We start from the raw sequence: 26,794 nt of genomic DNA, 5'->3' as shown, positions 1-26,794 counted from the left end.
GTATCTATTGCAACAGCGATATTATATTTTATGTTACTCACTATCTGCAATGTGATATTTAATTCCTTAACTAATAATAACTTTATAACTTTTTGGTATCGCAATGGGTCTACTATGATTTACCCTCTTCTACTCATTTTGCATTTATTATGTGCCTTTATTTTTATCGGTACTGTTTTCTTTGAAGTGCTATTTTTACGAAAAATTAGCAAGCAAATCACGCCAGAAATAATGCAACCCGTCAGTAAAGCTATTGGTGGTCGAGCAAAAGAATTAATCCCGTGGGTGCTACTTATTTTATTCAGTACGGGATTGAGTATGGCATGGTTTCATAGAGAAGCTTTAGCTCATCCTTTTCTATCCAGTTTTGGCTTACTTTTAAGTATAAAAATACTCTTAGCCACCAGTATACTTTTTCACTTTATTACGGCCATGACATTACGAAAAAAAGGGAAACTTCAAGGTAAAGTTTCCCGCTTCATTCATACTAGTATCTTTTGCCATATGATTGTATTAGTCATTTTAGCGAAAGCCATGTTCTACATTCATTGGTAAAAGAGTAATAATATCCTAAATTTATGCTTGCGTACCACCCACAGTCAACCCATCGATACGAATCGTTGGCATGCCAACACCGACTGGTACACTTTGTCCATCCTTACCGCATGTGCCAACGCCTGAATCCAAGGATAAATCATTACCTATCATTGCCACTTTATTCATTGTTTCGGGACCATTACCAATTAAAGTTGCTCCCTTAATTGGGTAAGTAATTTTACCATTTTCAATCATGTATGCCTCTGACGCAGAGAATACAAATTTCCCACTAGTAATATCAACCTGACCGCCAGAAAAATTCGCCGCAAAAATACCTTTCTTTACAGAGGAAATAATTTCTTCTGGTGCTTTATCACCACCAAGCATAAACGTATTAGTCATGCGTGGCATAGGTAAATGTGCATAGGATTCCCGTCGACCATTACCTGTTATTGCCGTTTTCATCAGGCGAGCATTCATAGTATCCTGCATATAACCACGTAAAATACCATCTTCGATTAATACGTTACGTTGCGTTGGATTGCCTTCGTCGTCAATATTCAATGAACCACGTCGATCCGGAATAGTCCCATCATCAATGACGGTTACTCCTTTTGAAGCAACTCGTTCACCTACACGACCAGAGAAAATACTTGAGCCTTTGCGATTAAAGTCACCTTCTAAACCATGACCCACAGCTTCATGCAATAAAATACCAGGCCAGCCAGCCCCCAACACCACCATCATTTCACCAGCAGGAGCCGCTTTGGCATTTAAATTAGTTAACCCCTCTTTGACTGCTTTATCGACATAGCTTTGTAAGAGGTCTTCTGTAAAATAATTTAACCCATAACGACCACCGCCACCTGCATGACCGACCTCACGACGTCCTTCTCGTTCTACAATAACAGTTAAAGATAATCGAACTAACGGTCTAATATCTGCTTGCAAACGGCCATCTGAACCCACAATTAGCACTACATCATACTCAGCACTTAATCCAGCCATCACCTGTGATACGGCAGGATCAGCCGCTCTTGCTAATTGTTCAACTCTTTCAAGTAAGGCAACTTTCTCAACAGTATCCACACTTCCCAATGGATCAATAGGAGCATAGAGCTGATGTGGCGCTACAGCTTTTGATTTAATTTTAGTCTTACCTTCGCCCTGTCTTGCAATAGTCTTTACTGTACTCGCTGCATCCAGTAGCGCTTTTGATGAAATATCATCAGAGTAAGCAAAAGCTGTTTTATCACCAGACACAGCTCTAACCCCAACTCCTTGAGAAATATTAAAACTACCCGTTTTAACAATACCTTCTTCTAATCCCCAACTTTCACTACGCGTATACTGAAAATATAAATCAGCATAATCAACTTTATGTGTGAAAATTTCCCCAAGTGCCTTAGCCAAATGCTCTTCGTGTAAGCCATATGGCTCTAATAACAACGATTGAGCGTGATTTAATGCTTTTGCTTTATCTATTAATGTCATATAGTTAGCTTATATAAATTATTTCTTATTCGGATCGTATTTAACAGGTTTTTGTTGCTCAATACTTTTATCAATATCAAATTCTACATGTCTTACTTGACCATTATCACCTGGGAAATTATCAAAAACAGATGCCGCTAAATATGGAAAGACTTGCATCAAACTCGCTTTATTCGAATCAGCTAAAGCAGTAGCCTGATAAATAGGATTACCACTTTTAGATTTGATCTCTAACGCAAGGGTATAACGGTTAAACTGTACAGGATAAGTTGCCACTCTTGGTGCATAGCCAATATTAAAACCACCAAACATGCTATTACTATATCCCCAGCCATAATCACCAAAACCAAAGCCAAAGCTTGGATAAATGACTGGCTCATCATAATACTCTTGTACAAGCTTTTCTTTAAGCTCCGTATTAAGTTTGAAATCAACAATATATTGTGCTTGTGCTCTTGTTGTAGCTGGTACCAAACCTGTTTTCCACATTTCTTTGGCGATAGCATCAGCATAAGTTTTATACTCTAAATTTTTGCTACTATCTTGAGCAAATACATATTTTTTACCCGTAGCATCACTAGGCCAGTTCTGGAAAGAATTAAGCTTTGTAGTGAATGTATTGGTAGACGAACAAGCCGCCAAGCCAATAGTAGATAAAAATGTAGTTAGTTTTAACGTTTTAGCAAAAAACGACATAATCGTCTCCTGTCAGAAAAACAGCTTGAAACAAACTCTCGCTGCGATTACCCTATAATATTACCTGTTTTTCTTTCTGAGCTCACATCAAAATGATCAACTCTATCCAAAACCATTTACCGAAAAGATTACAAACCATTTCCCTTTACTATCCATCAAGTTAATCTACACTTTTATCTAGAAGAACAACAAACAAAAGTAACAAATACTCTTATTGTAGAAGCTAAGGAAACTAAGCAACCTTTATGTCTAAATGGAGAGGATATTGAATTAGTCTCCATTCACATTGATGATCAACCTCATACTGACTATGAGTATAAGGATAATTTGCTCTTTATAAATACCCCCTTAACAAAATTTAAACTTACAATTGTTTCTATCTGCAACCCTAGTGCTAATAGCACCTTAATGGGGTTATATGTATCTGGCAAAAGTTTCTTTACTCAATGTGAGGCCGAAGGTTTTCGCCGTATCACATTCTTCCCTGACAGACCTGATGTCATGAGTGAATACTTTGTCACATTAAATGCTGATAAGACTCGTTTTCCAATGTTATTGTCTAATGGCAATTTACTTGAACAAAAAGACTTAGAAAATAATCGCCATGAAGCAAAATGGCATGATCCCTTTAAAAAACCGTGTTATTTATTTGCTCTTGTCGCTGGTGATTTTGATGTGCGAGAGAAAACGAGTACAACACGCTCAGGGCGTGAGGTATTACTACAAGTATATAGCGACAAAGGTAGTGGTGAGCAAACCTTATGGGCGCTTGATAGCCTAGAACGTGCTATGTTTTGGGATGAAAAGCGGTTTGGCTTAGAGCTTGATTTAAACCGTTTTATGATTGTCGTGGTACGTGACTTTAATATGGGTGCGATGGAAAATAAAGGGTTAAATATTTTTAATGCCTCTTATGTTCTTGCAGACCCAGAAACAGCAACAGATACAAACTACACAGGAATTGAAGCCGTTGTAGGGCATGAATATTTCCATAACTGGACAGGTAATAGAGTCACTTGTCGAGACTGGTTCCAACTAAGTCTAAAAGAAGGTTTAACAGTTTTTAGAGATCAAGAATTTACAGCTGACATGATGGCTAGAAATCTTCCTGAACAAGCTGCTCTAAGCGCACGTGCAGTTAAACGTATCGACGATGTAACACGTTTACGCACAGCACAATTCCCTGAGGATGCTGGTCCAATGGCTCACCCTATTCGCCCAGACAGTTATCAGGAGATTGGTAATTTCTATACATCAACTGTCTACGAAAAAGGTGCAGAAATTATTCGTATGCAACATACTCTGTTAGGTGAACAAGGCTTCCGCACAGGGATGGATGAGTATTTCAGACGCCATGATGGACAAGCGGTGACTTGTGATGACTTTGTCAATGCGATGGAAAGTATTTATACCAAGCAATACCCACAAAAAGACTTTGCTGTGTTTCGTCATTGGTACTCTCAAGCGGGTACACCCAGAGTGAAAGTAGAGATAATCTATGATGAAGTGAAACAAACTTGTGCTGTCACCCTAACACAATCATGTGAAAAAGTAGGTGTTGAAAAACTACATCCTGAATTAGAGAAAAAGCCTTTCTTCATTCCTTTCCACATTGGTATGATAGATGCCGAAGGAAATAGCATTGCTTTAGATGTTAGCTCATTAGAAAATGTGACAACTACAATTAATGACGGCGTCATTTTAGAGCTTAAAGAGCCTTCCCAGACTTGGATATTTCAGCGTATCTCCAGACGTCCTTTCTTATCTTTATTGAGAGACTTTTCTGCACCTGTCTACGTGGACTATGACTATAGCATTGAAGAACTAGCTATTCTATGTGCTCATGATAAGAATCCATTTGCACGTTGGGAAGCCGCACAAGAATTGTCTTCCAGAGAAATTCTACGACTATGCCAAGTATTCGAACATGATGAACCAGCCTCCCTAAATCCAATCATTCTAGATGTATGGAAACATAATTTAACAGATCGTTCTTTGGACTCTGGTTACCGTGCATGGTTATTAACACTTCCTGCAGAAAAAATTCTATTTGAAAAATTATCACCTATTACGCCTTTATCGCTCTATCAAGCACGTGAGTTTGTCCGTCAAACGCTAGGATCTGCACATGAAAAATTATGGCTAGAGACTTATCAGCAAAATCACCACCAAGGTGAATATAGCCCTGATCCAATTAGTGCAGGTCAACGTAGTTTAAAAAACCTTGCCCTTGCTTATTTAATCAGTAGCCAATCCAAACAAGGGATTAAGCTTGCTCTGCAACAATATCAGTCTGCCCAAAATATGACGGATCGCATGGGTGCATTGTCCCCATTACTAAACTACGCACCAAGAGAAATCAGCCAACCGCTATCTCAAGACTTCAATCAACGTTTCCAAGATAATCCTTTAGTCATGGATAAATGGTTTACCTTAGAGGCATTAGCAGCAAAAGATTTACAGCAAATTAATGGCTTAATGCAAACACCATTATTTACACTACGTAACCCAAATCGTGCGCGTGCCCTATTATTCCAGTTCTGCATTAATAACACTTTAGTGTTCCATGCCAAAGATGGCAGTGCTTATCAGTTCTGGGCTGATAAAGTATGTGAGCTTGATCGTTTAAATCCAGAAGTAGCCGCTCGTTTTGCAAGAATTATGGACAACTGGCAACGTTATGCCAGTCCTAATAAAGAATTTATGCAAAAGGCATTACAAACAGTGGCACAATATCCTAAACTATCAAAAAATACGACTGAAATTGTTAGTAAAGCATTAAATATTTAATTATTAGTTGGAGAATTTTTCGTGAATAAAACCTTAACCCAATATTTGGTTGAGCAACAACGTCAAAATAAGCTGATCCCTTCTGAAGTACGTTTATTAATAGAAGTAATTGCTCGTGCTTGTAAACGTATCGGTCATACCGTCGGAAAAGGTGCTCTTGGAGGAGTCCTTGGAAATCAAGGGACAGAAAATGTACAAGGTGAAGCTACAAAAAAAATTAGATGTGATTTCTAATGAAATTCTTTTGGAAGCTAATGAATGGGGCGGGCAACTTGCTGCTATGGCATCAGAAGAGATGGAAACAATTCATAAAATCCCCAATCGTTATCCAAAAGGTGAATATCTACTATTATTTGATCCATTAGATGGTTCTTCTAATATTGACGTCAATGTTTCTATCGGCACTATTTTTTCAATTTTAAAAGCCCCTGAAAATGCTACTGGTCGTGAAATTACTGAAGAAGATTTTTTACAACCAGGCAGCAAACAAGTTGCTGCTGGTTATGCCCTCTATGGCCCTCAAACCTTATTGGTGTTAACTATTGGTAACGGTGTAGTCGTGTTCACACTGGATCGTGAACTAGGTTCATGGCTACTGACACAGGAAAATGTACGTATTCCAGAAGATACTAAAGAGTTTTCTATTAATATGTCCAATAGCCGTCACTGGGATCAACCTATCCAACACTATATTCAAGATTGTTTAGCAGGATCTACTGGTCCTAGAGGTAAAGATTTTAATATGCGTTGGGTAGCCTCAATGGTTGCAGAAGTACACCGTATTTTACAACGTGGCGGTATTTTTCTATATCCTTGGGACAAACGTGATCCAAGTAAACCAGGTAAACTTCGCCTCATGTATGAAGCTAACCCAATGAGTATGTTAATTGAACAAGCTGGTGGTGCTGCTGTTGATACTGTTAACCGCATTTTGGATATACAACCTAGCCAAATCCACCAACGTGTAAGTGTGATTTTAGGCTCAAAAAATGAAGTAGAAACTGTTAAAAAATACTTTCAATAAGTAGAAAACTTTTTTCTCTTTCACTACACACCCTGAGCATCTCTCCAATAGAGCTCAGGGTATTTTTTATCTAATTTCATCCTACCTGTATCTAAAAAAAATGACTATTCTTTCTTCTTTATTTAGATTTTAAGTATTAATAAATCACGCACCAACTGTTATTCATCTTATTACTTCATGGTAAAAAATTTTATATTTAAACTAACAAAATAACAACAAGAACTAGTAATGGCGCATATCTTAAGAAAACATGTATGTTATGATACCTAGCATAAGAGGCAAATTTTACACATTTTATTTGGAGTTTTATCTTAAAAAAATACCTATTATTTCATTTTTAAAATTTATCACTATGGACGCTCTTTTCTTTTGACATCATGAGCCATATCCATAGTGCTTTCAAAATTTATTTTTTAAGGATTAAACATGTTAAAACGTATTAGTTTGTCAATTTGCAGTGCTCTACTGTTATTTTCTAGTTCTCAAGTTTCCGCACACAACGCATGGGTAGCCCAACAGCAAGATAAATGGGTAGTCATCTATGGACATGGTGCAAGCAATTATGCATATAAACCTGAACAAGTGACACAAATCAAAGGAATTGGTGGAGATAAAACTGTCGATTTAACTCGCAAAAATTATGAGGACTTTGTGAGTTTTGATCCAGCAAAATTAGGTATGGTTGCTATCACTCTTCACGGTGGTTACTGGGCTGTATTGAAAAATGGAGAATGGGTCCAAAAAGCCAAAGCCGACTCACACGTAGACGGTGACGTCAAGTTCACAACAGAGTCAGTCAAATATGCTGTTTCTGTTATGGATAATTCTATTATGCCAAAAGCCGTAGGCTATCCATTGGAAATCGTACCAGAAAAGAACCCTGCGTCCCTGCATCAAGGAGATAACGTTACTGTAACAGTCCTTTTAGACGGGAAACCATTAGCAGGTGCCAAAGTCATTAATGATTATATCGGTGCGGACGATAATGCTCGTAAAGAAACTGATGCAAATGGTAAAGTGAATTTAAGCATTCGTAATGCAGGTTTAAATGTTTTTGAGGTGAGTTATCGTATTGATCATCCCACAAAAAAAGCTGATAAGCTTTCTTTAGGTGCAACATATTCATTTAGAACCCATACCCATCATCACTAATAGCAATTTGATATCTAAATAATTTACCCACCTTATCTATCGGGTAAATGAAAGAGGACTGCTTTCATTCGTGAAAGCAGTCCTTAATTTACTGAGGGACTGTCCATCTAACTACTACTCTATTGTTGATTTTGACGCACCGTCTTTATTACTCCTTGATAAGAAAAACGGTGCGTCGAAAACTCTACTTTATCAATGAATATCAAGGACTGCTTTCACAAATAAAAGCAGTCCTTAATTTACTGAGGGACTATCCATTTAACTACTACTCTATTGTTGATTTTGACGCACCGTCTTTATTACTCCTTGATAAGAAAAACGGTGCGCCGAAAACTCTACTTTATCAATGAACATCAAGGACTGCTTTCACAAATAAAAGCAGTCCTTAATTTACTGAGGAACTTTATTCCACTGTTAATACTGTTGCTCCTGTCGTTTTTCTAGCGGCTAGGTCACGGTGCGCTTGTGCTACATCATGTAAAGGATAACGCTGTTCAATAAGGATTTTAATATCACCAGCTAAAACATGGGTAAATAACTCATCCGCCGCTTTTTGCATTTTTTCTAAGGTATTCACATGAGTACCTAAGGTTGGGCGAGTGACATATAACGATCCCTTACTCGCCAAAATACCTAGGTTTACTCCCTCTACAGCACCTGAGGCATTGCCATAGCTGACCAATAAACCTCGAGGTCTTAGACAATCCAAAGAAGTCTCAAAAGTATCTTTCCCTACACCGTCATACACTACAGGTAACTTTTCACCATTTGTCAATTCCTTAACTCTCTCAACAACATTTTCTTTTGTATAGTTAATTGTTTCCCAAGCACCCATTTGTTTAGCTAAAGCCGCTTTTTCATCGCTTGACACCGTACCAATCAGTTTTACACCTAAAGCCTTTGCCCATTGGCACGCAATTAATCCCACACCGCCTGCTGCCGCATGTAATAAAACTGTTTCTCCTGCTTTTAATGGATAGGTTTGACGGAATAAATACTGTACAGTTAAGCCTTTCAACATCATCGCTGCACCTTCCTCAAAACTAATCTCATCAGGTAATTTCACCACTTGCTTTGCTGGTACATTCCGTACATAAGCATAAGCACCCAAAGGACTTTGTCCATAAGCGACACGATCACCTTCTTTGAGATGACTGACGCCCTCTCCTACCGCCACAACAATACCTGCCCCTTCAAATCCCAAACCATGAGGGAGTGGAGCTTGATATAAACCTGTACGATAATAAATATCAATAAAATTTAACCCAATAGCCTTTTGCTGAATCTGTACTTCACCTGCTGCTGGTTTATTCAAAGAAACCTCTTCAAATTTCATTTGATCCACATTACCATGAGCATAAACTAGAATAGCTTTTGTTAAGATAGTCATTAAATTCTCCTTCCTGAATACTCTCATTGTAGCGAAAATTTGGTAATAAGCGTACAATATAAGTATCTGCCTAGGCAACATCTGATTTTCAATACTATTAATACTATTTCATCATGCAAGAATTTTATAATCACAAAAAAAATCCAGAGCATATTGAACGTGCATTCGATAATATTGGTTATTTAATCAAGTTACTAAATGAATCTATGACCAATAGCATAGAACAGTATATGCAGGAGTTTGAATTAACCGCCTCACAATGGCATCCTATTGTGTTGATTGGTCTAGGTAAAGCCGATACTCCAGCAGAAATTGCTCGTCTAGTTGATGTAGATACTGGTGCGATGACTAGAACCTTAGATAGACTAGAAAAAAAAGAATTTATTTATCGCGAACGTAGTAAAACTGATAGACGAGTAATTCATATTAAGATCACTCCTAAAGGTTATCGTGTCACGGATAAACTCATGCCTGCCGTAGCTGAGGTCTTGAATCAGTCACTTAAAGGATTTTCTTATGAGGAATTCGTATTGTTCAGAAGTTTATTACTACGTCTACTGAGTAATATTGATCCAGAAAAAGTCACTCAAATTCGTCATATGGATGAATAGGAATAAAAAATCTGCACCTTACTTGGTTGAATAGTAATCCAACTTTTGTGGTGCAGAACATTTCTAAAGTGAGGCTTCTTACGCTAATGACTATAAAAAAATCACTCTCTTGAGACTTATTAAAAACTATCTTGGTTAACATTAAATTCTGTCGCAGACGACACAGACTTAGTTGTTGCAACATTACTTTCCTGCAATGCTTTACGGCTTAGAATCGTTAAATGATCATTAATTTTGAACATAACCACCATTAATTCACAATAAATACGACCAATAATAACACCAGCAAGTAAAGCAACTAAACCACCAAAAAATTGTCCCTTCATTACACCAGAAATAAAAGCAATCACTGAGCCAAGTAAAATTAGCCAATAAATAAATGTAATAACTTTCGGAAACAAAAACTTATCAAAATAGAATAAATCTCGAAAATTCATAATATAGTGTTCCTTTGAAAAATTCACTCATCATAGTGAGTAATAAAATTATGTAGAAAAACTGTAACAAACTAATATGTATTTTTTATGACAATCCATATATCAAAAGAACACTACCAGTACGAGTTCTCTTAGCGTTTACCTATCAAAGAACCTAGAACACCTCTGATTAATTGACGTGTCATACTACGTGCTTGCTGTTTAACCATTTGCTGCACAATACCGTCTTTGCGCCCTCCTCGAGGCCCTGTACTCCCTATCATCATATCTTTAACAGCTCCCCAAATACCATCATCTTGGGCGTTAGTTTGTGACACTGTTTTGCCCATAGCTTGATTCCCTTTATCAGATACTCGTTTTTGCAATACTTCAAACGCTGACTCTCGATCAATCACACGGTCATATTTTCCACTAAACATAGATTGAGCTCTAATCGTTTGACGTTCTGCTTCTGTTGCTGGTCCAATACGACTCGCAGGTGGCATCATCCATACTCGTTGTGTAATAGAAGGAGAGCCTTTTTCATCTAAACAAGACACTAATGCCTCTCCCACTCCTAGCTCAGTAATCGCCGTTGCAATATTCAAATCAGGGTTAGGTCGCATAGTATCAGCCACTGTTTTAACGGCTTTTTGATCACGTGGAGTAAAGGCTCTTAATGCATGTTGAATACGGTTACCTAATTGCCCTAATACTGTATCAGGGATATCAATAGGATTTTGAGTGACAAAGTAAACACCCACACCTTTTGAACGTATTAATCGCACAATTTGTTCAATACGCTCAAGCAATACCGTTGGTGCATCATTAAATAGTAAATGCGCTTCATCAAAAAAGAAGACAAATTTTGGTTTTTCTAAGTCGCCTACTTCAGGTAGTAACTCATATAACTCTGCTAATAACCAAAGCAAGAATACTGAATATAATTTTGGCGATTGCATTAATTTATCTGCTGCCAAAATATTGATATAACCTTGACCATTGCTATCTACTCGCATTAAATCAAAAATATCTAGCATTGGTTCACCAAAAAATTGATCTGCTCCTTGACTCTCTATTGTTAATAATGCACGTTGAATAGCCCCTACCGAAGCCGCTGAGACATTACCATAAGTTTGACGTAATTCAGCAGCTCGTTCTGAAACATGCTGTAGCATTGCACGTAAGTCTTTTAAATCTAAAATAAGTTGACCTTCATCATCTGCCACTTTAAAGACTAGATTTAATACACCTGTCTGTGTCTCATTTAAGTTCAACACACGCGATAATAATAATGGTCCCATATCACTAATTGTTGCCCGAATAGGATGGCCTTGCTCTCCAAAGACATCCCACAATACAGTAGGACAACCAGCAAAATTTGGCATAGGTAAATTATATTTTTTTAGACGCTCCTCAAATTTAGGATTTGATGCCCCAGGCTGAGAAATACCAGTAAGATCCCCTTTTACGTCTGCCATAAACACAGGCACTCCTAGTTGAGAAAACGCCTGCGCCATTACTTGCAAAGAAACTGTTTTCCCTGTACCAGTTGCTCCTGTAATACAACCGTGACGATTCGCTAATTTAGGTAATAAAAATACGTCTTGTTGAGCATTTCTTGCTAAAAGAATAGGATTTGCCATAAAAAATACCTTTGAGAGAGAGGAAATGAATAATTAATCACATTCATTAAAACTATTTAGCCTATATTCTATAAAAGAAATCATAAGTCTTGGTAAAATTACACTTTTCCTTAATGTTATTTAAAGTTTTTAGTGCAACAATTTTTGACTAAAAACATTATTCCAATAATTTTTATTTAAAGAGTATTAATATGGCCGGTCATAGTAAATGGGCAAATATTCAACACCGCAAAGGTCGCCAAGATGCAAAGCGTGGCAAAATTTGGACAAAAATCATTCGCGAAATTCAGGTTGCGGCTAGAGCTGGCGGGGGTGATTTAAATGCCAATCCCTCGTTACGTTTAGCATGGGATAAAGCGATGGCAGCAAATATGCCAAAAGATAATATTATGCGTGCAATTCAGCGTGGTGCTGGTGGTGCTGACGGTGAAAACTATGAAAGCATTCGTTATGAAGCTATGGTCCAGCAGGAGCAGCCGTGATTATTGATTGTATGACAGATAACCGTACTCGTACCGTTTCTGACGTGCGTCATGCCCTAAGCAAGTTTGGCGGTAATCTTGGTCAAGATGGATCTGTTGCATTCATGTTTAAACATTGTGGTCAATTTATTTATGCACCAGGTAGTGACGAAGATAAAATCATGGAAATTGCCTTAGAGGCTGGTGCAGAAGACATTATTACTGATGAAGAAGGTGTTATTGAAGTAATTTGTGCACCGAGTGACTATACACAAGTGCGTGACGCCTTACATGAGGCTGGATTAGTGCCAGAAGTAGAAGCTATTGTCATGAAACCACTAAATGAAACAGTACTTGAAGGTGATGATGCCATCAAGATGCGGAAAATCCTAGATATGCTTGAGGGTTTAGACGATGTTCAAGAAGTACATACCACAGCTGTATTTGATGAAGCAGATTAATCAATCATTTAAATAGAGAGTAACACATGAAAGTATTGGTTGTTGGAAGTGGTGGTCGAGAACATGCCATCGCATGGCGTCTATCCCAGTCACCAAAAGTTTCTGAGGTTTTTGTCGCACCTGGCAATGGGGGAACAGCCTTAGAGAAAAATCTAACGAATATTCCTCTAACAAAAAAAGAGGATTTACTAAAATTTGCCCAAGAGCACCAAATTGCACTGACAGTAGTAGGTCCAGAGGCTCCATTGGCAGATGGTATTGTAGATTTATTCCGCGCCCACCAATTAGCGATTTTTGGGCCTACTAAAGCCGCAGCTCAATTAGAAAGCTCAAAGGATTTTGCTAAAGCATTTATGGTTCGCCACCATATTCCAACAGCAGCTTATGCAACCTTTACCAATGCAGAACAAGCACATGCTTATATTGATCAACAAGGCGCACCTATCGTGATTAAAGCAGATGGCCTTGCGGCAGGCAAAGGTGTTGTAGTAGCTGAAACACTTGAACAAGCTCATCAAGCCGTTGCCGATATGCTAGGTGATGGTAAATTAGGTGATGCGGGTGCTAGAGTAGTCATTGAAGGTTTCTTACATGGAGAAGAAGCAAGCTTTATTGTGATGGTAGATGGTAAAAATGTTTTACCTTTAGCGAGTAGCCAAGACCATAAACGACAACTTGATAATGATCAAGGCCCTAATACAGGCGGTATGGGCGCCTACTCTCCCGCCCCTATCGTAACCCCTGTTTTACACGATCGTATTATGAAAGAGGTCATTTATCCTACCGTACAAGGCATGGCGGATGATGGGATTAACTACACTGGCTTCTTATACGCAGGACTAATGATTGATGACGGTGATGACGAAACACGCCCTATCAAAGTATTAGAATTTAATTGCCGCATGGGTGATCCAGAAACACAACCCATTATGATGCGTATCAAAAATGACTTCGTAGAAGTTGTGCAGAAAGCGACTGTGGGTCAATTAGATCAAGCTCATATTGACTGGGATCCTCGTACTACGTTAGGTGTTGTTATGGCAGCAGAACACTATCCAGCCACACCTCGTACAGGCGATATTATTACAGGAATCCCTGCCTCTACTCCAGACTGCGTGACTTTCCATGCAGGTACTCGTCTGGAAAATGGCAATATCCTTACCAGTGGTGGTCGTGTTTTATGTGTAACAGCAATTGGCGATACCGTTCAACAAGCACGTGCAACAGCTTATAACACTGTCGAACAAATTAAGTTTGACGGCGCACAATACCGCCATGATATTGCTTGGCGTGCATTAAAAGGTTAAGTGTCATTGATGCACAAAAAGAAAATTGGCTTATTTGGTGGAAGTTTTAATCCCTTCCACTTAGCACACTTACGTCTCGCTCTCACCGCCTTAGAGGAATTGTCTTTAGACGAAGTACAGCTTATTCCTGCAGGACAACCTTGGCAAAAACAACCTTTATCCGTTAATGCGGAGCATCGGCTTAAGATGTTAAAATTAGCGATTAAGGATTATCCTAAAATTAGAATTAATACCATCGAACTTGAGCGAGAAGGACCTAGTTATACTATAGATACTGTAAGTAGCCTACCTAAACAACACAATTATTATTGGTTAATGGGCAGCGATCAATTGAATAATTTTGCTACATGGAACGACTGGCAATCTATTTTACTCTATGTACAATTAGTGATTGTCAAACGCCCACATTATGATATAAGCCCTCCCCCTGAATTGCTTAATGAACTTAAAAAAATCAATAAATCATTGATTTTTATGAATTTTGATGAAATAGATTTATCATCAACAGAAATAAGGCATAAAATAAACCAAGGGGAAGATGTATCTAACCTCATTGAGGCAAAAGTCTATCAATACATTAAACAGCACGGTCTATACCGTTAATTAATACTCTATGAATATTCAAAAACTACAACGTATTGTCATTGATGCTTTAGAAGACGTTAAAGCTCAAGATATTAAAATATTTAACACAACACATCTCACGAGTCTATTTGATCGTGTGATTATCGCTAGTGGTACATCTAATCGTCAAACTCGAGCATTGGCTCGTAGCGTGATTGATGCAGTTAGAGAGCACAAGATTGATATTGTTGCACTAGAAGGTGAGGAAAGCGGTGAATGGGTACTGCTAGATATTGGTGATATTGTCATTCACTGTATGCAACCTGCTATTCGGGCTTACTATGACTTAGAGTCAGTATGGGGAGGGAAACCTGTTCGTGTAAAACTTCTACCTCAATCAACTCAACCCATATCTCCTCATAGCTTTTATGATGAACAAGAGATTGAAAACGAAGACTAATAGCACAATAGTAGTAGAGTAGGCGATGAAAATTTATATTATTGCCGTTGGTAATCGAATGCCTAAGTGGGTCGAAGACGCATGGGATGACTACGTTAAACGTATGCCAAATGATTGTTGTATCGAGCTCAAAGAAATAAAACCTGAACCTAGGACGTCTGGCAAAACACCCGCTCAAATGATGCAAGCTGAAGCCAAGCGAATTGATGCTGCAATTCCGACACAAGCATTACGCATTATCTTAGATGAACACGGCAAAGATATCACTACGGTTCAACTTGCTAAACACTTTGAACAATGGAAAACAAGTGGTAATGATATTGCTATTGTGATTGGTGGGCCTGATGGTTTAGATAGCCAAATCAAATCGTCTGCCCATACCTTGCTGAGGCTATCTTCATTAACATTACCTCACCCTATGGTGAGAGTTTTGTTAGCAGAGCAACTCTACCGTGCATGGAGTATTACAGTCAATCACCCCTATCATCGTGCATAAATACCTATCATAAGCTCTTACTTTAAAATCAGTTTATATGAAAACAAATTCGCTTAACCACTCTCCTTTTCCCACTATCTATTTAGCCTCTGCGAGCCCAAGACGTCATGAAATTCTTAATCAAATAGGCATAACACATGAGGTATTAAAAGTACCTTCACCACCGGGCGAAGATGAACCTCAGCACGAAGGAGAACGTGCAGAAATTTATGTTCAACGAACTGCCCTTGAAAAAGCACAACGTGCTCAACAGTTTATCCAAACTCAAGAAATGTGGGTACGCCCAATTCTAGCTGCTGACACTGCCGTTATTCTAGATGGACAGGTATTAGGTAAACCTAACGATGCCTTTGATGCGACCAAAATACTATCAAAATTATCAAATAAAGTTCACGAAGTACATACCGCTATTGTCTTATCTTATCGTGATAAGGTCTATACGGATGTATCCATTACCAAAGTTTATATGCGTGCCATCACTATGGGCGATTTACAAATGTATATTGAAAGTGGTGAATACGAAGGTAAGGCTGGTGCTTATGGTATCCAAGGACTAGCCTCGATTTTTATTGAAAAAATTGAGGGCAGTTATAGTGGCGTAATGGGTCTACCCATTTTTGAAACTTGGCGTTTACTCAAAAATCTACACTAGGTATATTAAAAAGATTACCTAGCTATTTATTAGCCAAAAGAGCATAGTAAAAAAGGAAGATAGTCACTAGCTTCCTTTTTTATTTCTAACTAATCTACTTAATAAGCATTCAATAATTCATAGAACAGCTATATCACTAGTATCCTATTTATACGACACTATACTGCATCAGCTTGATTCTCTGGCAATGCTTTTACAAAAGCCTCTTCTTTAAGACACGCATTATAGATACGTTGAATGGTAGGAAATGGCTTTAAATCCATACCAGCTTGAAGAGCATTATAAACTTGAGGAATCAAATAAATATCAGCCAAAGAAATCTCATCCCCCTGACAAAAGATACCTGTTTCAATACTTGATGCTAAGATTTTTTCAATTGAACTAAAACCCTCTTGCATCCAATGAATATGCCATTCATTAACTTGTTCGTCAGAAAAGCCCGATTTTGTAGATAAATACTCACGAACTCTTAGGCTATTCAATGGATGAATTTCACATGCAACAGCCTGTGCAATAGAACGGGCACGAGCCCTATCAGCAAATGTCTTAGGTAAAATAGCAGGCTCTGGATATCGTTCATCTAAATATTCAATAATAGCTAAAGATTGTCCAACACTCACCATATCATCTACAAAGAAAGGCACTAATGCCATTGGATTGATGCTTTTATAAGAATCTGTTTTATGCTCTGCTCTTCTGAGCTGAATAGGAATAGATTCATAATTAATTTTCTTTAGGTTTAAAGCAATTCTCACTCTAAATGCAGCCGAACTTCTAAAAAAGTTATATAGTGTTGACATAGTCCTCTATCCCTCTTAATTTTTTACGTGATAATTCTTTAGGCAAAGGAAAAGCCACATTTTCCTCAATACCAGCTATTTTACGCACAGATAATGCACCAAGTTCTTTTAGGCGATTAACCACATTTTGTACTAATACTTCAGGAGCAGAGGCACCAGCAGTAATACCAATAGAACGTTTACCTTCAATCCATTCTGGTTTAATCATTGCAGGATCATCCACCAAATATGATGGACAACTTAAGCGCTCAGCCACTTCTCTTAAACGATTAGAGTTAGAACTATTAACACTACCTACAACAAAGAATACATCACACTGTGGTGCGATTAGCTTTACTGCATCTTGCCTATTTTGCGTAGCATAACAAATATCCCCTTTTTTCGGTGCCACAATATTAGGAAAACGCTCATGCAACGCTCGTGTTACTACAGCAGCATCATCCACTGATAATGTCGTTTGAGTAACATACGCTACATTATCTGGGTTCTGTACCTGTAGATTTTCAACATCCTCTATCGTTTCTACTAAATACATGCGACCAAGTGCTTGTCCAAGCGTACCCTCCACTTCTGGATGTCCCTTATGACCAATCATAATAATTTCATGACCTGCCTCATGCATTTTTTTGACCTCAACATGCACTTTAGTCACTAATGGACATGTAGCATCAAATACTTTTAATCCTCTTTTCTCTGCTTCATCTCTAACTGAAAGCGATACGCCATGAGCTGAAAATACAACGATACTTCCCTTTGGTACCTCATCTAATTCAGCGACAAAAATCGCTCCCTTATCGCGCAATGATTGAACAACAAAACGGTTATGTACAATCTCATGACGCACATAAATAGGAGCCCCATACAACTCAAGTGCGCGCTCTACTATATCAATCGCACGATCCACGCCTGCGCAAAAACCTCGTGGCTCCGCTAACAAAATTTCAGCATTTTGCCCCATTAAAGTACCCCAATAATAGACACATCAACTTGCAAATCTACTCCAGCCAGTGGATGATTAAAATCAAAAACAGCATTATCGCCTTCAAATCGCTTGAATAATCCTGAAAATTTCCCACCATTAGGGGCAGTAAACTCAACTAAATCATTTTCTTCAAACGTAGCATTTTCACCAGCATTTTCTGCCAGCATTTTTTTAGTCACTGCTTGAACCAGCTCAGGGTTACGCTCACCAAAAGCATTAGCAGCCTCTAAGTAATAGGTAAATGATTCTCCCTCTTGCCTTCCAAGTAGAGGCTTTTCCAATGATTCTGGCCATTGACCAATACCTAACTGTAAAGTAGCTGGTTTACCGTCATAGGTATCAATAAAAATCGACCCCTTGCCTTGTCCTGAATTTAGACTAATCCGATAGTTCAAAGTTAAAAACGAATCAGGGTGGACAAATTTCTGCATAGTACTATTTTTTTCACTCATTTTCAGGCACGCTTATTATCTATTAATGATTAAAAGAGTATTGTAACGATTATGGACATTTCACGCATGGATTCTCAACAACTACGCCCAAGAGAACGTTTATTAAAACATGGACCTAAAATTCTCACCACATCAGAATTATTAGCTATTATTCTTAATACAGGCACCAAAGGCAATGATGTCATTACTTTTTGTCAGCAATTATTAAGTAATTTCGGTGGCATTCGCGCTCTTCTTAATACAACTAATGAAGAACTACAGCTTGTCAAAGGACTAGGTAATACTAAAATTGCTCAATTACTTGCTTTAAAAGAGTTAGCAGCCCGATCTCTAGAAGAGCCTTTGCGTGAAAAAACTATCTTGCACCAATCAACAATTGTAAAAAAATACTGCATCCACAATTTGGGTCATCTGGAAATTGAGCATTGTCATGCTTTAATGTTAAATAAGGCATTCAAACTTATGCATACTGAAACTGTAGCTCAAGGAACCATTGATCAAGCACAGATTTATCCTCGAGAAATGGTCAAACTAGCTCTGCGTTTTAATGCTTCCTATATTATTCTGGCGCATAATCATCCTTCTGGAAATTTAACTCCCAGTGATGCTGATATCCAAATCACCAGCATCTTAAAAGATGCTTTAGCGTTATTAAACATTAAACTTCTCGACCACCTCATTATTGCGAATGGACAAGCCATCTCAATGGCAGAACAGGGATTAATGTAGGCGTGTCTGGCATAAAATTAATAAAGAGTCTCGTACAATTACGACAATTGCCTTGGAAGGATCTTAGCAATATAAGCACTAAAAAGTCACCAATATGACATTTACTCTACTATAAATATGCTAAATCTACTACTTCCTACAATATTCTTTGCTTAGGCCTACTACATATGAAAAGTGACGTGACAATAATTTTTAACCCTGGCGAACTCAAAAATTATGAAATCTTTCATAAAGATTTTAGTGACTCCGCACAAGAAGCAGCACGTGAGTGGATTGTGAATAAATGGGTAGAGTTAGAATGTGAGCCTACTCGTCAAAGTGGTAAAGTGCTTCTACTAGATCGCATCCTAAGCGTTGCAGATGAGCTAGGTTACTACTGGTTTGATGAGCATCCAGATCAAGCAGAAGAGTTTGCAAGACAATGCTCTCTTGCACTAGACTCACCCGTTGTTATTATTGATATTCCAGGTGCTTCTATTAGTTCTAACTAATAAGGCTTGTGGCTACAATACAACTAAAAAATGTCTTTTTTTAGATTTTTTAGCCAGAAACAGTTATATAAGGGGTTGAATTCGTTATAATTTTGAATTCAATCTTGGATACGTTGCTGAAAATTAGTTTTTAGCTGGCGACCCACTATATCTTTAAGGACAAATCATGAAAGAAGGCATTCACCCAGAATACCGCGAAGTTGTATTTTTAGATCAACAAACTGGTAATAACTACATCATTCGCTCTACAGTACAAACTCGTGAAACAATTGAATTAGATGGCAAAACATACCCACTATTCAAATGTGACGTAACAGCAGAATCTCACCCATTCTACACTGGTGCTCAAACACGTGTTGTTGAAACTGGTCGTGTTGAAAAATTCCGTGCTCGTTTCGCTCGTACTGCTGGTACTATCAAAAAATAATCATAACCACATCGGTTTTGAATCAAGCAGCTTTTATAAGCTGCTTTTTTATTTTCCGTTATAGCCATTACTGTTCATTAACCAGTAGTAAATATTGTTTATAATAGCTCTAAATATAATTGCATCAAATCTAGCCAATTTAAATGAATGCTTCATTAACACAACGAAAGACACCTGCTCGCCTAGCGAGTCCAGCTGCTCGCAAGTTACCTCGAAAAATCCTGTTTTTTGTCATGTTTACTTATATTTTGGCAGGACTTTTTGGGCGTGATCCATGGAAAACAGATGATGTTGTTGGTCTAGCAACAATGTTATCAGCTCTTAATGAAGGGCATTGGCTAACAGCTTACATTGGGACGTCTCCCTACCCTGAAATCGGCCCTTTAACAGGCATGATTGGGGCAACCTTTATCAAATTATTCACCCCTCTCTTTGATATATTTGTGTCTGCAGAACGGGCTCATGTATATGCAGCACGCTTGCCTAATTTTTTCTATTTTTTTGGCATGCTTTGGGGGGTTTGGTATGGTACTTATTTATTGGCTAGACGACTAGAAGCACAACCCTTACCATTACCCTTTGGTGGTGAGCCTAACCCCAGAGATTATGGTCGTATGATTGCAGATGTAGCGTTATTATTCACAATTGCTACTGTCGGTATTATCATTAAAATGCATGAAACTAGCTACTTTCCTCTTCTTATGGCTATTCATGCTTTATGCTTCTATGGGCTCGTACGCCTATTAGACCACCCTACACAAGGATTCTTAGTCATTGGAAGCATGCTTACCGCTGCTTTTTTAACTAGAGGTATTCTTGGAATATTACCATTACTTATTGTTGTCTTTTTATTGTTTATCGGTAAGATTTATCATTACAAATTAAAATTTTTCCTCTTTCTCAGTCTTGTCCTTGCAATTTTGCTATCTACTATTTGGCTAGTTAGCACTTACAATATTGACAGTTATTGGACAACATTGTGGATTAATGAGCAAGTTCAAGTGTTTTCATCTTCACAGTGGAAAAATTTTTTAAGGGCACTAAGAGATCTCGCTTGGTTCCTATGGCCCACCTGGCCCTTTGCATTTGTTGCCCTTTGGAACTGGCGTAAATGGTTTGATACCGCCCATATTTATATCCCTTTTGCTTTTATATTCGCTAATCTAGTCTTAATTATAATAGCCAATAATGCTTTTGAACCTGAGTATGGTCCATTAGTGATTGGTTTTACTCCGTTAGCTGCTATGGCTATTCCTACACTTAAACGTAGTCAAATTAATTTGTTAGACTGGTATTCCATTATGGCCATTACTCTTAGTATTGTAGCCACATGGGTAGGATGGATTGCCCTCTATTTTGGTTGGCCAGCACAGATTCATAAAAATATTATGCGATTAATTGTTGGTTTTGATACGACTATTAACTGGATAGCAGTGGCTGCTGCCTGCATTATTTGCATACTTTGGTATAAAACAGTCAAATGGCGTCTTGGCTCTAATCCACAAGCAATGTGGCGCGGTATTACCCTAGCAGCAGCAGGTGCAACATTAGCATGGATGCTACTTGCTGTATTATGGCTACCAGCAATTGACTACAATCGTTCATATCGTGAAGTAGGTCAGTCCTTAGCTAATGCATTACAAAACCATGTACCTGAAAATGCTTGTATCAATGGTGCCAACGTAGGACAAGGTCAACAAGGTGCTTTTTATGTTTTTGCACAATTAAGTTTAACAAATCAACAACATTGCCCTTTCTTATTTGTACAAACTACAGTGGATAGCCTAAGAAATCATACTGTCGCTCATCAAGATACAGCTAAAGTTATTTGGCAAGGAAAACGTCGCAGTGAGCGTCATGGAGAAACATTCCTCCTATTAGATTTACGTGATGAAGATTAAGTTACCATCACTTAATCATTTTTATTGATGCTTTATGAAAAATACCCTACTTTCTAATGATAAAAATACAATTAGAAAAAATCTAATTAGCCAAGCATGGCCAATTCTCATTGCTCAATGGGCGGGGGTATCTTTCGGTGTTCTTGATACCATGATGCTAGGCAACTTTAATGCTGAAGCACTACAAGCGATGAGTCTAGCTGCATCAATTTTTATTACCGTAAGTGTCAGCATGATGGGAGTTGTTCATGCATTAATCCCCATCTTCTCACAACTCTTTGGGGCACAGAAATTAAGACAAATAGGTATATTATGGGGACAAGGGATTTGGCTAGCCATCTTTACGTCATTTACCTTAGGGGCATTATTACTTTTTCCTGATGTATGGCTAAGTATTTCTGGCGATATTTCAGACGAAGTACGTGCAGAAGTCAGTCATTATCTACGAATTACCTATTTTTCACTACCCGCAATTTTAATGTTTAGGGCTATTTACTCATTGTGTACATCAGCCGGTCGCCCTAAACATGTGATGTACATTAATGTAGCGAGTATTTTTGTCAAAGCATTCTTCAATTGGGTTCTCATTTTTGGACAATTTGGCTTACCTGCCTTAGGTAGTGTTGGTGCTGGTATATCGACCATGCTAGTAAGCTGGTTTACCTTTTTATTTGGACTATGGATTTTATTAAGAGACCCATACTACACAAAATTTGGACTTATTCTTGGTGTTCCTTCTATTAAACATTTATGGGAAATTCTTAAATTAGGATTGCCTATGGGAGGATCTTACTTAGTCGAAGTCAGTTCATTTACCTTTATGGCGTTACTTGCTGCACGTGAAGGTATTAATGTGTCAGGTGGTCACCAAATTCTTGCCAACTTAGGGGCTTTTTTATATATGATGCCCCAATCCATTGGGATTGCAACTGCAGCACTATCTGCTCAAGCAATTGGTGCTACTAAATACCATCTATCCCACTCGATCAGTTTGCAAGGGTTTTTAATAGGTTTTATTGGTGCACTCATCAGTATCACTCTTATTTACTTCGGTAAATCCTGGGTAATTTACCTATACACCAACGATCTACATGTTGCGGCAATGGCTGCTAGCTTATTGACAATTGTACCTGTCTTTCATTTATTGGATTATTTCCAATGTGTAGTAACCTATGTTCTGAGAGCACATAAAATTGCTACATTACCCTTTATTATTCAAACCGTCTTGCTTATTGGTTTAGGTCTAGGCGGAGGCTATTATTTTGGTTATGGCAATGGTAAAGGTGCTCTAGACGGTATAGCAAGCATTCTAACACCTGGAGCAACTACGGGAATATCAAGTCTCTGGATTATGTGCTGCTCTGCCCTTTTTTGCTGTGGATTGATTCTCGCCATCTGGTACACAATCATTACTCGACCACTCTTACGTCAAGCATCTAATCAATAAGAGAGAGAAGAAACTAAGCCTAGCTTACCAAAGATAATAATAAGCCTTATCTTCTGTCTATCAATAGATTTTTTTACGATAGATAGCCTTTTCGAAAAGTATCTTATTAACGACAAACTAATTATTTCCAATCAAGAACCCTTTGATTTTCTTGCATTTTTTTATTTTTTACTCTAGAATTATGGATTAACTCTTTAAAGGGTTACTTTTTACTAAGGCAGATCTGGGCCAAAAATCAGATCTTTAACTTAATGAGGTGTTTATATGGCAAAAGTATGCCAACTAACCGGCAAGCGCCCAATGTCCGGTAACAATGTTTCTCACGCGCACAACAAAACAAGACGTCGTTTCTTACCTAACCTACAAAGCCGTCGTTTCTGGGTTGAAAGCGAAAACCGTTGGGTTCGTCTACGTGTTTCTACAAATGCGTTACGTACAATTGATAAAAAAGGCATTGATGCAGTTATTGCTGAAATGCGTGCTAACGGTCAAACAGTTTAAGCCTTTGCTTAAATTTAATCATTCCTTAGGAGCTTAAAATGGCAAAAGGTATTCGTGAAAAAATCAAATTAGAATCAACAGCTGGCACTGGTCACTTTTACACTACGACCAAAAACAAACGCAATATGCCTGAAAAAATGTTGATCAAAAAATATGATCCAGTTGCTCGTAAACACGTTGAATACAAAGAAACTAAATTAAAATAGTCTCGCATTCATTGTCTAGAGTAATAAAAAAGAGTGGCTTTGACCACTCTTTTTTTATATTTGATAAAGCTCTCTATTTTACTAACTTAAAAACTCTCGATTTTTACTAACTTAAAAACTCTCGATTTTTACTAACTTAAAAACTCTCGATTTTTACTAACTTAAAAACTCTCGATTTTTACTAACTTAAAAACTCTCGATTTTTACTAACTTAAAAACTCTCGATTTTTACTAACTTAAAAACTCTCGATTTTTACTAACTTAAAAACTCTCGATTTTTACTAACTTAAAAACTCTCGATTTTTATCAGAGATAAAACTCTCTTTTTTATATTTTGACGTGCATGCTTTTACATATCATCGCATCAAAAATTAGTAACACAGTAACGTCCATACGACATAAAAGCCTGCACGCCGAAATCCCCCTCCCAAAATAGACTAAGATGACAATTTTCTTTTATATTTTGCCGAAAACGAGATTTTATCACCCCTCACAACACTCTTTAAATTGCTTGGGTGCGTAATTTTAACCAATCTAATGCTTCACCTTGGACTCTCGGTGATAAGCGTTTATACACGTCATTGTGATAATTATTTAACCAATTTTTCTCTTCTTGGGTTAATAAATCTGGCTCTATACAACGTGTATCAATTGGACATAAGGTTAATGTTTCAAATTTCAATGTATCAACAAATTCTGTTTTTTGTGCTGGAACATTGGCAACTAAATTCTCAATTCTTACTCCCCATTTTCCTGCACGATATACTCCCGGTTCGTTAGATGTAATCATTCCCTCTTTCATCTCTGTATAAGGGAATGTATATGCTCGATGAGAAATGACTTGCGGTCCTTCATGCACATTTAAAAAATAACCTACTCCATGGCCTGTACCATGACCATAATCTAAACCTGCCTGCCAAAGAGGGGTACGTGCAATAGTATCCAACAAGGGGGATGGATAGTTACGAGGGAATACTGCTTTTGATAACTGAATCATTGCTTTTAACACATAGGTATAATCTCGCTTTTGCTCAGCACTAACATCACCCACCGGTACTACACGAGTAATATCCGTTGTACCATTTAAATATTGCCCACCAGAATCAATTAATAGCAAACCATTTCCCTTAATATAAGCAAACGACTCTTCTGTTGCTCGATAATGAGGCATAGCACCATTACCATTAAAACCAGCGATAGTCGCAAAACTAGGACAAATATAATAATCTTGTTTAGCTCTCGCCGAACAAATTTTCTCATCAATCGTTAGTTCGCTGATAGTTTCCCCTGTTGATAGTGCTTTTTCAAACCATGCAAAAAATTCACATAAAGCCGCCCCATCTTGTTCCATTGCTTCACGCACATTTGCCAAATCAGCAGCAGATTTGCAAGACTTCAATAACCGCGAAGGATTTACCTGTTCGATAACAGTCTCACAACCATAATGACTTAAGCCCAGCGTAATACGATCTGGATTAACCAATATACTATCTTGTTTTGGTAATTGTTGAAGTACGTTAGCTACTTCATCATAGCCACGAATGGTAATGCCATCTTTTGCTAATGCTTGTACTAATTCACTATTTACTTTTCCATCATGGATAAATAGCATAGCCTCCTGTTGAGATAATAAGGCATGCCCTAGAAATACTGGATTATATTGGACATCTGCACCACGCAAATTAAATAGCCAAGCAACATCATCTAAAGACGAAATAAAATGCCAATCAGCTGATATAGCTTGCATTTGTTGACGGACTAACGCTAGTTTTTCGGCACGTGTTTGGCTCACAAAAGGTGGGGTATGCTCAAATATAGGAGCATTTGGCAACGCTTTCCGATCTTGCCACAAGTCAGCGATAAGGTCAGTATCTGACACAAAATCAACGTTAAGCATGGCTAGGTCTTTTTCCAATTGTCGAGCCTGTTTTAGTGCCATCATCAAGCTATTAAACCCAATTCGTGATTTCTCATTTATATGATTTACTAACCACATATTTAAACTTGGCACACCCTCTTCACCCAGTTTCATCAGCACAATACCTGTCCCGGATAATTGTACTGTTGCTTGCTCCCAATAACGACTATCGACCCATAAACCAGCAAACTCTTGTGTTACCAATACAGTACCGACAGACCCTGTAAACCCACTTAACCATACACGTTGTTGCCAAAACTCAGGTAAATATTCAGACAAATGTGGATCGGCAGAAGGAACAATCCATGCATCTATATCCGCATTTTTCATCGCAAAACGAAGAGCAGATAAACGTTCACTAACACTCATTATTGACATAAAGAAACCTTATAGAAAATGTATTATGCTAAACATATCTTAGCGATCTTTAGCATAGGCGAAGATAATCTCTTTCCAAATACTATATTTAACTGTAGAAGTTCAGAACTTCATCTGACAGTTCCCCGTTTGACAAGCGGTGTCTGTCAGATTAGATTTAGCTCAGCTTTTTGCTGTTCCAAATCTGTTTACCATCAATCAATGTTTCTATGGGTGTTCGCCCACAGCACATCTTTCCTTGATGAGTTCGTTCATTATTATAGAAATCAAGCCATTCGTCTAGGTCTTTTTGCAAACTATCTAAATCAGCATAGAGTTTTTTGCGGAACGTTACTTGATAAAACTCCTGCAAAATGGTCTTATGGAAGCGCTCGCAAATACCATTGGCTGATTGAGGTGATCTGA

Annotated in this window: 26 protein-coding genes and 2 pseudogenes; 18 read left to right on the top strand and 10 right to left on the bottom strand. The window is 37.9% G+C overall.

Annotated elements, in window-relative coordinates:
• Window positions 1–114: 114 nt before the first annotated feature.
• Window positions 115–555 (top strand): CopD family copper resistance protein, encoded by a 441-nt coding sequence (locus V757_RS22685; protein ID WP_023951455.1) that lies wholly within the window; start codon window positions 115–117, stop codon window positions 553–555.
• 21 nt (window positions 556–576) lie between these two features.
• On the opposite strand, the gene tldD is transcribed toward V757_RS22685, so the two are convergent.
• On the bottom strand, window positions 577–2,031 hold the full coding sequence (gene tldD, locus V757_RS22680; protein ID WP_023951453.1) for a metalloprotease TldD: 1,455 nt from the start codon (window positions 2,029–2,031) through the stop codon (window positions 577–579).
• 18 nt (window positions 2,032–2,049) lie between these two features.
• Window positions 2,050–2,727 (bottom strand): DUF4136 domain-containing protein, encoded by a 678-nt coding sequence (locus V757_RS22675; RefSeq protein WP_023951452.1) that lies wholly within the window; start codon window positions 2,725–2,727, stop codon window positions 2,050–2,052.
• Between the two features lie 114 nt (window positions 2,728–2,841).
• On the opposite strand from V757_RS22675, the gene pepN reads away from it, so the two are divergent.
• The 3 genes and pseudogenes from pepN to V757_RS22660 all read left to right on the top strand — a co-directional run bounded on the left by pepN (window position 2,842) and on the right by V757_RS22660 (window position 7,693).
• Window positions 2,842–5,517 carry an aminopeptidase N gene (pepN, locus tag V757_RS22670; RefSeq protein WP_031274669.1) on the top strand — a complete coding sequence of 892 codons (2,676 nt, stop codon included), beginning with the start codon at window positions 2,842–2,844 and terminating at the stop codon, window positions 5,515–5,517.
• Between the two features lie 21 nt (window positions 5,518–5,538).
• Window positions 5,539–6,541 (top strand): annotated as a pseudogene (locus V757_RS22665) (class 1 fructose-bisphosphatase).
• A 426-nt stretch (window positions 6,542–6,967) separates the two neighbouring features.
• Window positions 6,968–7,693, top strand: a complete 726-nt coding sequence (locus V757_RS22660; RefSeq protein WP_023951448.1) for a DUF4198 domain-containing protein — start codon at window positions 6,968–6,970, stop codon at window positions 7,691–7,693.
• Window positions 7,694–8,096: 403 nt separating this feature from the next.
• Here the strand turns inward: V757_RS22660 and V757_RS22655 are convergent, their stop codons facing one another.
• Entirely contained in the window at window positions 8,097–9,083 is a 987-nt protein-coding gene (locus V757_RS22655; RefSeq protein WP_023951446.1) for a quinone oxidoreductase family protein, read from the bottom strand.
• Between the two features lie 113 nt (window positions 9,084–9,196).
• Here V757_RS22655 and V757_RS22650 point away from each other — a divergent pair, with 113 nt between their 5' ends.
• Window positions 9,197–9,694 (top strand): MarR family winged helix-turn-helix transcriptional regulator, encoded by a 498-nt coding sequence (locus V757_RS22650; protein ID WP_023951445.1) that lies wholly within the window; start codon window positions 9,197–9,199, stop codon window positions 9,692–9,694.
• 119 nt (window positions 9,695–9,813) lie between these two features.
• On the opposite strand, the gene V757_RS0114350 is transcribed toward V757_RS22650, so the two are convergent.
• Together V757_RS0114350 and V757_RS22645 are read right to left on the bottom strand one after the other, a co-directional pair.
• The gene (locus V757_RS0114350) at window positions 9,814–10,131 is read right to left on the bottom strand and encodes a DUF4282 domain-containing protein (RefSeq protein WP_023951443.1); all 318 of its coding nucleotides are present in this window, start codon (window positions 10,129–10,131) and stop codon (window positions 9,814–9,816) included.
• Between the two features lie 131 nt (window positions 10,132–10,262).
• Window positions 10,263–11,756, bottom strand: a complete 1,494-nt coding sequence (locus tag V757_RS22645; RefSeq protein ID WP_023951440.1) for a helicase HerA-like C-terminal domain-containing protein — start codon at window positions 11,754–11,756, stop codon at window positions 10,263–10,265.
• A gap of 191 nt (window positions 11,757–11,947) precedes the next feature.
• On the opposite strand from V757_RS22645, the pseudogene V757_RS22640 reads away from it, so the two are divergent.
• From V757_RS22640 to V757_RS22615, 6 genes and pseudogenes are all read left to right on the top strand, one after another.
• Window positions 11,948–12,678 (top strand): annotated as a pseudogene (locus tag V757_RS22640) (YebC/PmpR family DNA-binding transcriptional regulator).
• A 26-nt stretch (window positions 12,679–12,704) separates the two neighbouring features.
• Window positions 12,705–13,985, top strand: a complete 1,281-nt coding sequence (purD, locus tag V757_RS22635) for a phosphoribosylamine--glycine ligase (protein ID WP_023951439.1) — start codon at window positions 12,705–12,707, stop codon at window positions 13,983–13,985.
• Window positions 13,986–13,994: 9 nt separating this feature from the next.
• Window positions 13,995–14,588 (top strand): nicotinate (nicotinamide) nucleotide adenylyltransferase, encoded by a 594-nt coding sequence (gene nadD, locus V757_RS22630; protein ID WP_023951437.1) that lies wholly within the window; start codon window positions 13,995–13,997, stop codon window positions 14,586–14,588.
• A 10-nt stretch (window positions 14,589–14,598) separates the two neighbouring features.
• Window positions 14,599–15,009, top strand: a complete 411-nt coding sequence (gene rsfS / locus V757_RS22625; RefSeq protein ID WP_023951435.1) for a ribosome silencing factor — start codon at window positions 14,599–14,601, stop codon at window positions 15,007–15,009.
• Window positions 15,010–15,034: 25 nt separating this feature from the next.
• Window positions 15,035–15,505, top strand: a complete 471-nt coding sequence (rlmH, locus tag V757_RS22620) for a 23S rRNA (pseudouridine(1915)-N(3))-methyltransferase RlmH (RefSeq protein ID WP_023951433.1) — start codon at window positions 15,035–15,037, stop codon at window positions 15,503–15,505.
• Window positions 15,506–15,542: 37 nt separating this feature from the next.
• Entirely contained in the window at window positions 15,543–16,157 is a 615-nt protein-coding gene (locus V757_RS22615) for a Maf family protein (RefSeq protein WP_023951431.1), read from the top strand.
• A 158-nt stretch (window positions 16,158–16,315) separates the two neighbouring features.
• Here the strand turns inward: V757_RS22615 and maiA are convergent, their stop codons facing one another.
• From maiA to V757_RS22600, 3 genes are read right to left on the bottom strand one after another with little or no spacing between them, the layout of a single operon-like run.
• Window positions 16,316–16,957, bottom strand: a complete 642-nt coding sequence (gene maiA, locus V757_RS22610; protein ID WP_023951429.1) for a maleylacetoacetate isomerase — start codon at window positions 16,955–16,957, stop codon at window positions 16,316–16,318.
• Entirely contained in the window at window positions 16,941–17,915 is a 975-nt protein-coding gene (gene ispH / locus V757_RS22605) for a 4-hydroxy-3-methylbut-2-enyl diphosphate reductase (RefSeq protein WP_023951427.1), read from the bottom strand. Before ispH ends, maiA begins: the two co-directional genes overlap by 17 nt.
• Window positions 17,915–18,391, bottom strand: coding sequence for an FKBP-type peptidyl-prolyl cis-trans isomerase (locus V757_RS22600; protein WP_023951425.1), 477 nt, complete (start codon window positions 18,389–18,391; stop codon window positions 17,915–17,917). The genes ispH and V757_RS22600 overlap by 1 nt, the downstream gene beginning before the upstream one ends.
• 51 nt (window positions 18,392–18,442) lie before the next feature.
• On the opposite strand from V757_RS22600, the gene radC reads away from it, so the two are divergent.
• The 7 genes from radC to rpmG all read left to right on the top strand — a co-directional run bounded on the left by radC (window position 18,443) and on the right by rpmG (window position 24,093).
• The gene (radC, locus tag V757_RS22595; RefSeq protein ID WP_023951423.1) at window positions 18,443–19,120 is read left to right on the top strand and encodes a RadC family protein; all 678 of its coding nucleotides are present in this window, start codon (window positions 18,443–18,445) and stop codon (window positions 19,118–19,120) included.
• Between the two features lie 179 nt (window positions 19,121–19,299).
• Window positions 19,300–19,611 carry a hypothetical protein gene (locus tag V757_RS22590; RefSeq protein ID WP_245587011.1) on the top strand — a complete coding sequence of 104 codons (312 nt, stop codon included), beginning with the start codon at window positions 19,300–19,302 and terminating at the stop codon, window positions 19,609–19,611.
• Window positions 19,612–19,777: 166 nt separating this feature from the next.
• The gene (locus V757_RS22585) at window positions 19,778–20,038 is read left to right on the top strand and encodes a type B 50S ribosomal protein L31 (RefSeq protein ID WP_023951419.1); all 261 of its coding nucleotides are present in this window, start codon (window positions 19,778–19,780) and stop codon (window positions 20,036–20,038) included.
• A gap of 143 nt (window positions 20,039–20,181) precedes the next feature.
• A complete protein-coding gene (locus tag V757_RS22580) occupies window positions 20,182–21,939 on the top strand; it encodes a hypothetical protein (protein WP_023951416.1) in 1,758 nt (585 codons plus the stop codon).
• A gap of 34 nt (window positions 21,940–21,973) precedes the next feature.
• Window positions 21,974–23,386 (top strand): MATE family efflux transporter, encoded by a 1,413-nt coding sequence (locus V757_RS22575; RefSeq protein WP_023951414.1) that lies wholly within the window; start codon window positions 21,974–21,976, stop codon window positions 23,384–23,386.
• 264 nt (window positions 23,387–23,650) lie between these two features.
• Window positions 23,651–23,887, top strand: coding sequence for a 50S ribosomal protein L28 (gene rpmB, locus V757_RS22570; protein ID WP_023951412.1), 237 nt, complete (start codon window positions 23,651–23,653; stop codon window positions 23,885–23,887).
• A 38-nt stretch (window positions 23,888–23,925) separates the two neighbouring features.
• Window positions 23,926–24,093: a 50S ribosomal protein L33 gene (gene rpmG / locus V757_RS22565; RefSeq protein ID WP_023951410.1), complete on the top strand. Its 168-nt coding sequence runs from the start codon at window positions 23,926–23,928 to the stop codon at window positions 24,091–24,093.
• A gap of 502 nt (window positions 24,094–24,595) precedes the next feature.
• Here the strand turns inward: rpmG and V757_RS22560 are convergent.
• Entirely contained in the window at window positions 24,596–26,389 is a 1,794-nt protein-coding gene (locus tag V757_RS22560) for an aminopeptidase P family protein (RefSeq protein ID WP_023951408.1), read from the bottom strand.
• A 157-nt stretch (window positions 26,390–26,546) separates the two neighbouring features.
• On the bottom strand, window positions 26,547–26,794 hold a 248-nt coding region (locus V757_RS0114340), incomplete at its 5' end, for an integrase core domain-containing protein (RefSeq protein ID WP_031274662.1).

The organism is Pelistega indica, from assembly GCF_000506865.1.
GTDB classification, from domain to species: Bacteria; Pseudomonadota; Gammaproteobacteria; order Burkholderiales; family Burkholderiaceae_B; genus Taylorella; species Taylorella indica.
This window is presented reverse-complemented; position numbering and strand designations above follow the sequence as displayed.

What these genes read in the sequence shown, in the direction of transcription:
- V757_RS22685 (WP_023951455.1), top strand. Translation starts at nt 115, where the DNA reads ATGATTTACCCTCTTCTACTCATTTTGCATTTATTATGTGCCTTTATT.
- tldD (WP_023951453.1), bottom strand. Translation starts at nt 2,031, where the DNA reads ATGACATTAATAGATAAAGCAAAAGCATTAAATCACGCTCAATCGTTG.
- V757_RS22675 (WP_023951452.1), bottom strand. Translation starts at nt 2,727, where the DNA reads ATGTCGTTTTTTGCTAAAACGTTAAAACTAACTACATTTTTATCTACT.
- V757_RS22660 (WP_023951448.1), top strand. Translation starts at nt 6,968, where the DNA reads ATGTTAAAACGTATTAGTTTGTCAATTTGCAGTGCTCTACTGTTATTT.
- V757_RS22655 (WP_023951446.1), bottom strand. Translation starts at nt 9,083, where the DNA reads ATGACTATCTTAACAAAAGCTATTCTAGTTTATGCTCATGGTAATGTG.
- V757_RS22650 (WP_023951445.1), top strand. Translation starts at nt 9,197, where the DNA reads ATGCAAGAATTTTATAATCACAAAAAAAATCCAGAGCATATTGAACGT.
- V757_RS0114350 (WP_023951443.1), bottom strand. Translation starts at nt 10,131, where the DNA reads ATGAATTTTCGAGATTTATTCTATTTTGATAAGTTTTTGTTTCCGAAA.
- V757_RS22645 (WP_023951440.1), bottom strand. Translation starts at nt 11,756, where the DNA reads ATGGCAAATCCTATTCTTTTAGCAAGAAATGCTCAACAAGACGTATTT.
- purD (WP_023951439.1), top strand. Translation starts at nt 12,705, where the DNA reads ATGAAAGTATTGGTTGTTGGAAGTGGTGGTCGAGAACATGCCATCGCA.
- nadD (WP_023951437.1), top strand. Translation starts at nt 13,995, where the DNA reads ATGCACAAAAAGAAAATTGGCTTATTTGGTGGAAGTTTTAATCCCTTC.
- rsfS (WP_023951435.1), top strand. Translation starts at nt 14,599, where the DNA reads ATGAATATTCAAAAACTACAACGTATTGTCATTGATGCTTTAGAAGAC.
- rlmH (WP_023951433.1), top strand. Translation starts at nt 15,035, where the DNA reads ATGAAAATTTATATTATTGCCGTTGGTAATCGAATGCCTAAGTGGGTC.
- V757_RS22615 (WP_023951431.1), top strand. Translation starts at nt 15,543, where the DNA reads ATGAAAACAAATTCGCTTAACCACTCTCCTTTTCCCACTATCTATTTA.
- maiA (WP_023951429.1), bottom strand. Translation starts at nt 16,957, where the DNA reads ATGTCAACACTATATAACTTTTTTAGAAGTTCGGCTGCATTTAGAGTG.
- ispH (WP_023951427.1), bottom strand. Translation starts at nt 17,915, where the DNA reads ATGGGGCAAAATGCTGAAATTTTGTTAGCGGAGCCACGAGGTTTTTGC.
- V757_RS22600 (WP_023951425.1), bottom strand. Translation starts at nt 18,391, where the DNA reads ATGAGTGAAAAAAATAGTACTATGCAGAAATTTGTCCACCCTGATTCG.
- radC (WP_023951423.1), top strand. Translation starts at nt 18,443, where the DNA reads ATGGACATTTCACGCATGGATTCTCAACAACTACGCCCAAGAGAACGT.
- V757_RS22585 (WP_023951419.1), top strand. Translation starts at nt 19,778, where the DNA reads ATGAAAGAAGGCATTCACCCAGAATACCGCGAAGTTGTATTTTTAGAT.
- V757_RS22580 (WP_023951416.1), top strand. Translation starts at nt 20,182, where the DNA reads ATGAATGCTTCATTAACACAACGAAAGACACCTGCTCGCCTAGCGAGT.
- V757_RS22575 (WP_023951414.1), top strand. Translation starts at nt 21,974, where the DNA reads ATGAAAAATACCCTACTTTCTAATGATAAAAATACAATTAGAAAAAAT.
- rpmB (WP_023951412.1), top strand. Translation starts at nt 23,651, where the DNA reads ATGGCAAAAGTATGCCAACTAACCGGCAAGCGCCCAATGTCCGGTAAC.
- rpmG (WP_023951410.1), top strand. Translation starts at nt 23,926, where the DNA reads ATGGCAAAAGGTATTCGTGAAAAAATCAAATTAGAATCAACAGCTGGC.
- V757_RS22560 (WP_023951408.1), bottom strand. Translation starts at nt 26,389, where the DNA reads ATGTCAATAATGAGTGTTAGTGAACGTTTATCTGCTCTTCGTTTTGCG.